Annotated in this window: 7 protein-coding genes; 4 read left to right on the forward strand and 3 right to left on the reverse strand. The window is 61.7% G+C overall.

Annotated features, from left to right (window positions below; genetic code table 11):
* On the forward strand, positions 1–1,066 hold a 1,066-nt coding region (locus EN906_RS16140), incomplete at its 5' end, for an MFS transporter (RefSeq protein ID WP_127375251.1).
* A gap of 107 nt (positions 1,067–1,173) precedes the next feature.
* Here the strand turns inward: EN906_RS16140 and EN906_RS16145 are convergent.
* Genes EN906_RS16145 through EN906_RS16155 form a run of 3 tightly spaced genes read right to left on the reverse strand, consistent with a single transcriptional unit; the run spans position 1,174 to position 4,896 of the window.
* Positions 1,174–2,436: a RhtX/FptX family siderophore transporter gene (locus EN906_RS16145; RefSeq protein ID WP_127272287.1), complete on the reverse strand. Its 1,263-nt coding sequence runs from the start codon at positions 2,434–2,436 to the stop codon at positions 1,174–1,176.
* Positions 2,433–2,813 carry a hypothetical protein gene (locus tag EN906_RS16150; RefSeq protein WP_127272286.1) on the reverse strand — a complete coding sequence of 127 codons (381 nt, stop codon included), beginning with the start codon at positions 2,811–2,813 and terminating at the stop codon, positions 2,433–2,435. Before EN906_RS16150 ends, EN906_RS16145 begins: the two co-directional genes overlap by 4 nt.
* Position 2,814: 1 nt before the next feature.
* Positions 2,815–4,896 (reverse strand): TonB-dependent receptor, encoded by a 2,082-nt coding sequence (locus tag EN906_RS16155; RefSeq protein ID WP_236383132.1) that lies wholly within the window; start codon positions 4,894–4,896, stop codon positions 2,815–2,817.
* 356 nt (positions 4,897–5,252) lie between these two features.
* Between EN906_RS16155 and EN906_RS16160 the strand changes: the two genes are divergently transcribed.
* The 3 genes from EN906_RS16160 to EN906_RS16170 form a co-directional block, all read left to right on the forward strand.
* Positions 5,253–6,182 (forward strand): AraC family transcriptional regulator, encoded by a 930-nt coding sequence (locus EN906_RS16160; RefSeq protein ID WP_164748649.1) that lies wholly within the window; start codon positions 5,253–5,255, stop codon positions 6,180–6,182.
* Positions 6,183–6,331: 149 nt separating this feature from the next.
* Positions 6,332–6,988, forward strand: coding sequence for a GntR family transcriptional regulator (locus EN906_RS16165; protein ID WP_127266983.1), 657 nt, complete (start codon positions 6,332–6,334; stop codon positions 6,986–6,988).
* 80 nt (positions 6,989–7,068) lie between these two features.
* Positions 7,069–7,503: DeoR/GlpR family DNA-binding transcription regulator (locus tag EN906_RS16170; RefSeq protein WP_164777196.1), on the forward strand; the 435-nt coding region annotated here is incomplete at its 3' end.

Below are 7,503 nucleotides of genomic sequence, written 5' to 3' on the forward strand. Positions count from 1 at the left end.
GATGACGCCGGTCGGGCGGCTGATCCTGCTGCGCAGCTTTCCGCGCGGCGGGTTGATCACCGCCATGACCTACATGACCTTGCCCGCCATCATGGGGCCTGTGATCGGGCCGCTGCTCGGCGGCCTGTTGACCACCTATGCATCGTGGCGCTGGATATTCTATGTCAACGTGCCTTTCGGTTGTCTCGGCATTCTGGCGGCGCTGCGCTTCGTCGACGATTTCCGCGAGGAGGCGGTGCAGCGCTTCGACTTCGCCGGGTTCCTGATGGTGGGATGCGGAGTCGCGCTGCTGCAGTTCGGACTGGAAAGCATCGGTAGGCCGATCATCTCCGTTTCGGCGACAGCGTTGGTGTTGGCCGCGGCGATCCTGCTGCTGCTCGCCTTCGGGCGCTATGCGCGCCGCGTCGTTGCACCGGCAGTCGATCTGACACTGTTTCGATTTCGCTCGTTCTGGGTCGGTACGCTCGCAGGCGGCCTGTGCCGCGTTGGCCTCAACGGCGTGCCTTTCCTGTTGCCGCTGATGCTGCAGGTCGGCTTTGGCATGAGCCCGGTCACCTCGGGCTCGCTGACATTCGTCGGCAGCTTCGGCGCCTTGCTCATTCGGCCGCTGCTGTCGCCGCTGTTGCGGCGCTTTGGCTTCAATGTCGTGCTCATCGGCAGCGCGGTGGTCGGCTCCGCCGCTGTCGGGGGCTTCGCCTTGATCGAAGCCGATACGCCGCACTGGATGATCGGCCTTTACGTCTTTGTCTTCGGGGTCATCCGGTCGGCGCAGTTCATGACCTCCAACACGCTGTCCTATGCCGACCTGCCGGACGACAAGCTCAGCCGCGCCACCAGTCTCGGCGGCGTCCTGCAGCAACTCAGCGTTTCCCTGGGCGTTTCGATCGCCGCCATGGTGCTGGGCCTTGTCGCAGGAGAAACCCGCATCGTGACAGCGGAACGCTTCCACCAGGTGTTCCTGCTGACCGCGGTCATCCCGCTGCTGTCCGTCCCCGGCTTCCTGTACCTGCGTGCCGAGGACGGCGTGCAGGTCAGCGGCCATGTTCGACCACGAAATTCTCGTTGACGCCGCGCCTTCGGCTGTCCTGGAGACATCGAGCCCGCCTGTCTGCCTGGCTGCCACCAATCGGCCCGGACCAGCTCGTGGCGCACGATGTCTTCCATGCTGGAATTTCAGGCGAAGTCCGCTCCCGCGCTTTTCTTCGAGAGCCGCGAAAGAAGGTGAACAGTCAGCACGACGGCCAGACCGGAGACGAGCGTCGAGAGGGTGAAAAGTGCGCCATAGCCGATGCGGTCGGCGATCGCACCGGCCATCATCGAGCCGATCAGGTAGATGATGATCTGGGCGCAGGACAGAATGGTGAAGTCCGTTCCAGGCTGATCTTTCGATGACACCGCCATGAACAGGCTGTAGAGCGCCACAATCTCCATATAGCGGATCAAGGTCTGAAACCCCGCCGCTCCCAAAAGAGTCCATATGCCCGTGATTTCGCCGGCCGCATGCAGGGCAAACAACAGGAAGCAGATCGTGCGCAAGGCGCCGAGCAGCAGCAGCGTTCGGCCGGCGCCGGAACGTCGAACAAGCATGGCCGCTATGAAGGATCCGGCAATGCCGGCCGTCGCCGCAGAAATACCGCTCAGATATCCGATCGCCGACAGCGGCAATCCGACGTCGACGAGATAGGATCCCTCCATGGATTTCACCAGCCCTTCGCTCGCCCGGTAGGTCAGTGCGATCATCAGGACGGTCACGGCTTCCGGGCGCTTGAGAAAGCTGGAGATCGAAGGTTTCGCCCGCGGTTCGGCGTTTTTTGTAGCGGTGTCCTCCGGCATGAAGGCGATCGCAATCAATGGCAGGGCTGAGACCGCCGCGATCGTCAGCACCATCGCCTGCCAGCCGACCCAGCCATAGAGAAGCAGGGAAACGGTGCCGCCGACGATGACGCTGAGTGCGACCGCTCCGCCCTGGATTGCGTTTCCAACGGCGCGATCCTCTTGCCTCAGGGCGAGCGTGGCATAGCCGTCGGTTGCAATGTCCTGCGTCGAGGTCAGCACCGCGATCGCGAAACCTATTGCGAATATGGCTTTCAGATTGGTCGGTTCCACAAGGGCGAGTGCCGCTATGGCGATCACAGTCCCGATCTGCGTGGGAAGAATCCATCCGCGGCGGTGCCCGATCGCCATCGGCCTGATCCGATCGACGAGCGGTGCCCAGAGGAATTTCACCGTCAGCGGGATCATCAGGACGGCAAGCATGCCGATGGCCGTTCTCGACACGCCAAGCTCGCGCATGATCGGCGGCACCGCGGCGACCAGGAGATAACCCGGAATACCCTGGGCGAGGTAGAGACCCGCCAGCACGGCGAACAGCCGCAAACGCTGCCAATCCCGCCGCTCTGCCGGCCGGCTGATGGTCTCGGATGCGAGCCCGCTCATGGCCGAACTGCCTTGTCGAGATGTTTGGCGGCGAACTGCCGCGCTTCCTCTCTGTCGCTGGTGACGTGGACCGGAATAGCCCAGAGCCGCTCGAACGATTGCCGCGATCGTGGGTTGGGATTGTCACGCACCAGTGCCAAGGCCCGGCATGCGCTGGAGATGCGCTGCCGCGTGGCCTTGGCCCATGCGGCCTGACGGACTTCCCCCTCTCGGGAGAGATGAGTGCTGCCGGCAATATCCACCACGATGGCATAGGGTCCATCGAGGTTGCCGATCCGGTCGAGCGCTTCGAGGTAGTCGGCCTCGTCGGTTGCCGCGTGCGGAGGGTAGAGGCGCAGGTCGACGATGCCGTCCTTGTGCATCTCGAAACGAACCATCTCAGAAGGTGACCTTGTAGCCGAGCGATACCATGCGGCCGAAACCATTGACGACATTGTTGCGCGTGGCGCTAGCTGTCGGATTCATGTAGTTGGTGTCGAAGACGTTCTCGACGCCGACACTGAGATCGCCCTTGCCGACCTTGTGGCTCGCAAGGATATTTACCAGTGCCGCGCCCTTGATCTCGGGTACGGTCGTTATCTTGTCCCGGCTGGTGAAGAACTGGACCTCGCTGCGAAGATTGAGGCCGTTGTCGAAGACATAGGTCCCGTAGACCGTGCCGTGCACCGGGGTCGCTATCCTGTTGTTCGGCAGCCACGCATCGATATTGCCATCGCCGTCATTGTCGTAGCGCCCCTCGGTATAGCCAAGGAGGCCACCGACGGTGAGGTTGCCGGTCAGGTTCCACCATGCGGTGACTTCGACGCCCCAGATTTCCTCCTTCTGCTGCGACACGCGGTTGGAGGCGATGTCGTAGTTCACGCCTTGGTCGGAGGTGGACAAAAAGGCCGACAGCGAGCCGCCATAGTCGACATCGCCGCCGCGAATGCCGATCTCGTAATTGTTGACGACCTGAGGGCTGGGAGCGATGTCAGCGTAGCTGACCGTATAGTCGGGTGCGCCTGCGCCGGGACATGCCAGCGCCCCGTAGGCGTCGCACAGTTCGGCACTGCTGTTGGCGCCGGCTCGCCGCGTGAAGCTGCCGATGTCGGTCAGCGAGAACCCCTGCGAGAAGCCACCGTAAAGCTGGACATCGGGCGTGAGATCGAATGTGCCGCCGACATTGAAAGTCAGATTGTCGTAGTCAAAGGACCCGCCGATGACGTTGATCGCCGGATATGGCCGGTTGATGTAAAAGATGGCTGGGCGGTTGAAATCCTCGATGTCGAGGAAGTAGCGTTCGTAGCGCAATCCACCTTGCAGGCGCAGCCGGTCGGTCACAGGGACCTGCAACTGGGCAAAGCCGGCGACCGAGTTCTGCTTCATCGGACTGATGACGTCCCAGCCGTTCTCGAGTTTCTGGAAGGTCTTGTCGTGGATGAAGTCCAGGCCCCAGGTCAGCGTCGACCCCTCCAGCAGCATGTCGAGAGGGGTCTCGACCGTAGCGGTGACGCCGGCGCGCTTGCTGAAGAGCGTGGTCTGGGCAAAGCTGGCCTGCGGGTTGAGCGGGTTGCCCGAATAGTAGACCTGATTGTTCACGAAGCGATCGAAGCGGGTGAAGGGAAAGCGCTTCTCCATATCGTTGTAGAACGACTTCACTTCGAGCGATCCCAAGGCGAAGGCGGTGTCGGTATAGCGCGCGGTGAAATATTTTGAATTCTCTTCCACGGATTCGCCCGTATACGGCGCCGTGTAGTCGGGCGCCGCTGGAGTGGCCTGGAAATTGGAAAACCAATCCGGATTCTGTTCCATGCGGACCAGTTCGCCGGAGACCTCGAAACGACGGGCCCCGTCCTCATATCCCAGTCTTGCATAGAGGTTGCCGAAGTCGGTGCGATCGCCCCCGCCTTGGCCGAGCATGGCGTCGGACGGCAGTTCGCGACCGTCTCCGTCATAGGTCCGGCGCGTCCGCTGGCCGCTGGCCGAGAACATGTAGTCGAATTTGCCGATCTTCTGCGTCGCCGAAACCGAAACTTCCGGCGCCAGGGACTTGCCGGGATTTGCAGTGAACGCCTTCACCTTGGTCTCGACGGTGACGGTTGGTCTTTCGGTCGCGTCCCGCCTGGTGATGAAATTGATGGTGCCGCCGGTCGCGCCGGAGCCGTAAAGGCTGCTTGCCCCGTTGACCACCTCAATGCGCTCGACTTTGCCGAGATCGATAAGCGAAAGCGTTCGTGAAACGTCACGCAACGGGGTGTTGCGGGGAATGCCGTCGACGAGAATCAGCACGCCGCGACCGCGAAAGCTTTCCGAGGCACCTGAAATCGTCTGGTTTGCGATCGAAAAACCGGGAACCAGCTTGGAAATCAGGGTCGCCGGGTCGCTCGTCAGCTTGAGCTGTTGTGCCAGCTCATCAGCCTCGATGACCTGGACGGACCCGGGAATGCTGGAGATCGGCTGCTCCGTTCTGCTCGCCGTCACCAACACTGTTTCCAGCTGTATCGCGGGTGCCGAATCTCCAGTGTTCTGCGCCTGCACGGGCATGGTCGTGAAAGCAAGTGGCAGCAGTGCGAGGCAAGTTCCCGCGATCAGTTCATTCCGCATAGTCGCACTCCAAATTGGCCCCTCGGGTGCCGCAAAGGCATTGAGGGCCACAAATCGCTGGCTCCCTTTTCCCGGATCGATTAAATATGTCTCAATTACTCATGTTATCGATCAGGGCGATGGCGCGCTTGGAGTGAAGCGAAGCCGGCACTGCTGAAAACGAACTCCGACGATCCGAATTGAAAATGTTGCAGTTATATCACAGGTCGACCAACCCCAGCGGGATCAGCCCGGTGAGCTTCGACATGTCGGGTCACGACGACGCGGAAGCCGAGCGGTTGTGCGCCGGCCATTTTTTAACGGTCATCGGGGAGGTCGCGATCGAAACAGGGCTGGGTGTCCTCTCCGCCGTGCGTGGCGTGACATGTGGCCTCGCCGATCTGAACGTCATGACGTGTTTCTTCCCGCCCTCGCCGTTACGGGTGCGGGGGATTGGAATGCCGGGTTCGGACAAGGTGCTCATGTTGCGAAGCATGGAAGGTCCGCTGGTCGTTGAGCAGGATGGACGGAAGATAGAAGCCGCGCTTGGAGATTTCCTCTTTGTATCCGGTGAGATGGCCTACGACTGGTATCTGCCGGAAGGGGGCAGGCTGGACTGCGGCAGCCTGCCCGGCGCCGCTTTCCGCGTTTCCGGCGAGACGCTTTCCAGGCTGATGCTGCGACCGATCCCGAGAACGTTTCCTCCGCTCCAGCTTCTGATCACCTACGGCGCTTATCTGTTGATGCGTGGCCCGCATTCTGCCAACGAGGCGGAGATGGCCAATGCCCATTTCAACGAAATACTTCCGCTCGTCGTCGCCTATCTGGAAACCCCATCAACGGTGGAACGTGACCGGCTGCACCCTGTTAAACGCTATATCGATGATCACCTGGGGGATGGCGATCTGAGCATTTCCGCTGTGGCCGCTGTCCTCGATGTTACACCACGATATGTCCAGAAGTTGTTTCAGCGCGAAGGGACGACATTTTCGAGATATCTTCTCGAACGGCGCCTGGCCGAGGCGCGCAAGCTGCTGTTGCGGGGAACGGGAACGCTTTCGATAGGCGCCACTGCCTATGAAGTCGGTTTCGGGGATATCTCCTACTTCAACCGCACCTTCCGAAAGCGTTATGGCGTGGCGCCTTCCAGCGTTCGGGATGAAGCGCGGCAGACCCTTGGTTGAGTGGCTAATAGCCCGGGCAGAGACCGTCGGAATAGTGCGGCGAACCCTTGGGGCGTTGCCGATACTGCGTATACGAGGATACCTACATCCGTTAAGCTGAGCGCCGCGTCAAACGGGAGCATCGATTGCAAGGATTTGCGGAAAGCGTGATGCAGGGGCCGCGAACCGTGGCCGAACAGGTCGCCAATGTCCTGCGCGAAGCGATTGCCGGTGGAACCATCAAGGCGGGCACTCCGCTGCGCCAGGACGAATTGGCCGAGCAGTTTGGCTTCAGCCGCATGCCAATTCGTGACGCCCTTCGCCAATTGGAAGCCGAAGGCATTGTTTCCATCCATCCGACAAAAGGCGCGCAGGTCGCCCGGATGGACGGCGCCGAGATCGGTGAAATCTACGCACTGCGCGAACTGCTTGAATGCGAGGCGGTGCGGCTTTCGCTTCCCAACCTCGCCGGCGCGAAGCTCGACGAGGCGGAACAGGTGCTCGACCAGATCGACGCGGAGCGCAATGTCGGCCGATGGGGTGCGCTGAACCGTGCCTTTCATCTGGCTCTCTACGACGCCTGCGGTAACCGTCGATTGCTCGGCCTGATCGAGGCGCACCACAATGCCGCAGATCGCTACGTCCGCATCCTCCTGTCGAACCTGGATTATCGCAGCCGCTCGCAGACGGAGCACCGCGACCTGCTGGCCGCCTGCAGGGCGCGCAAGGAGGACAAGGCCATAAGCATTCTGAGGCGGCATCTTCGCGAGGGAAGCGAGACGCTGGTCAGCGCGATCAGGGAAGATGGCCTGTCGCGAAAATCCTGACGGCGTGGCTTGAGCTCCGGTTGCCTCTGCGCGCGATCACTGCCACATATTGCAACATCGATACTCGATCCAGGATCATCATGTCCCCCGACAGCAGCCTGCCGGCGCGCGCCCTTGCTCCACGTCGCCACGAAGAGATCCTGCGGCGGCTGGGCGCTCACGGGTCTGTCAGTGTCGCCGAGCTGGCCGGGTTCTTCGATGTCTCACGCGAAACCATCCGCCGCGACCTGAAACTGCTGTCGGATAAAGGACAGCTCGGCATCGTCCATGGCGGCGCTGCCCGTTTCGAGCCGAGCGAACCGGCAATGAGCCTGCGCAGCCAGGAGAATGCCCGGGGCAAGGCTGCGATCGGCAGGATAGCTGCCGGTCTTGTGAAGGACGGCATGGTGGTGTTCCTCGATTCCGGCACCACCACGCTGGCCGTCGCACAAGCCATGACCGACCTGCGCGATCTCACCATCTGCACGGCGAGCCTCCCGATCGCGCTTCTGCTGTGCCACGTCTCAGGCATGCGC

This window comes from Mesorhizobium sp. M7A.F.Ca.CA.004.06.1.1 (assembly GCF_003999135.1).
GTDB lineage: Bacteria > Pseudomonadota > Alphaproteobacteria > Rhizobiales > Rhizobiaceae > Mesorhizobium.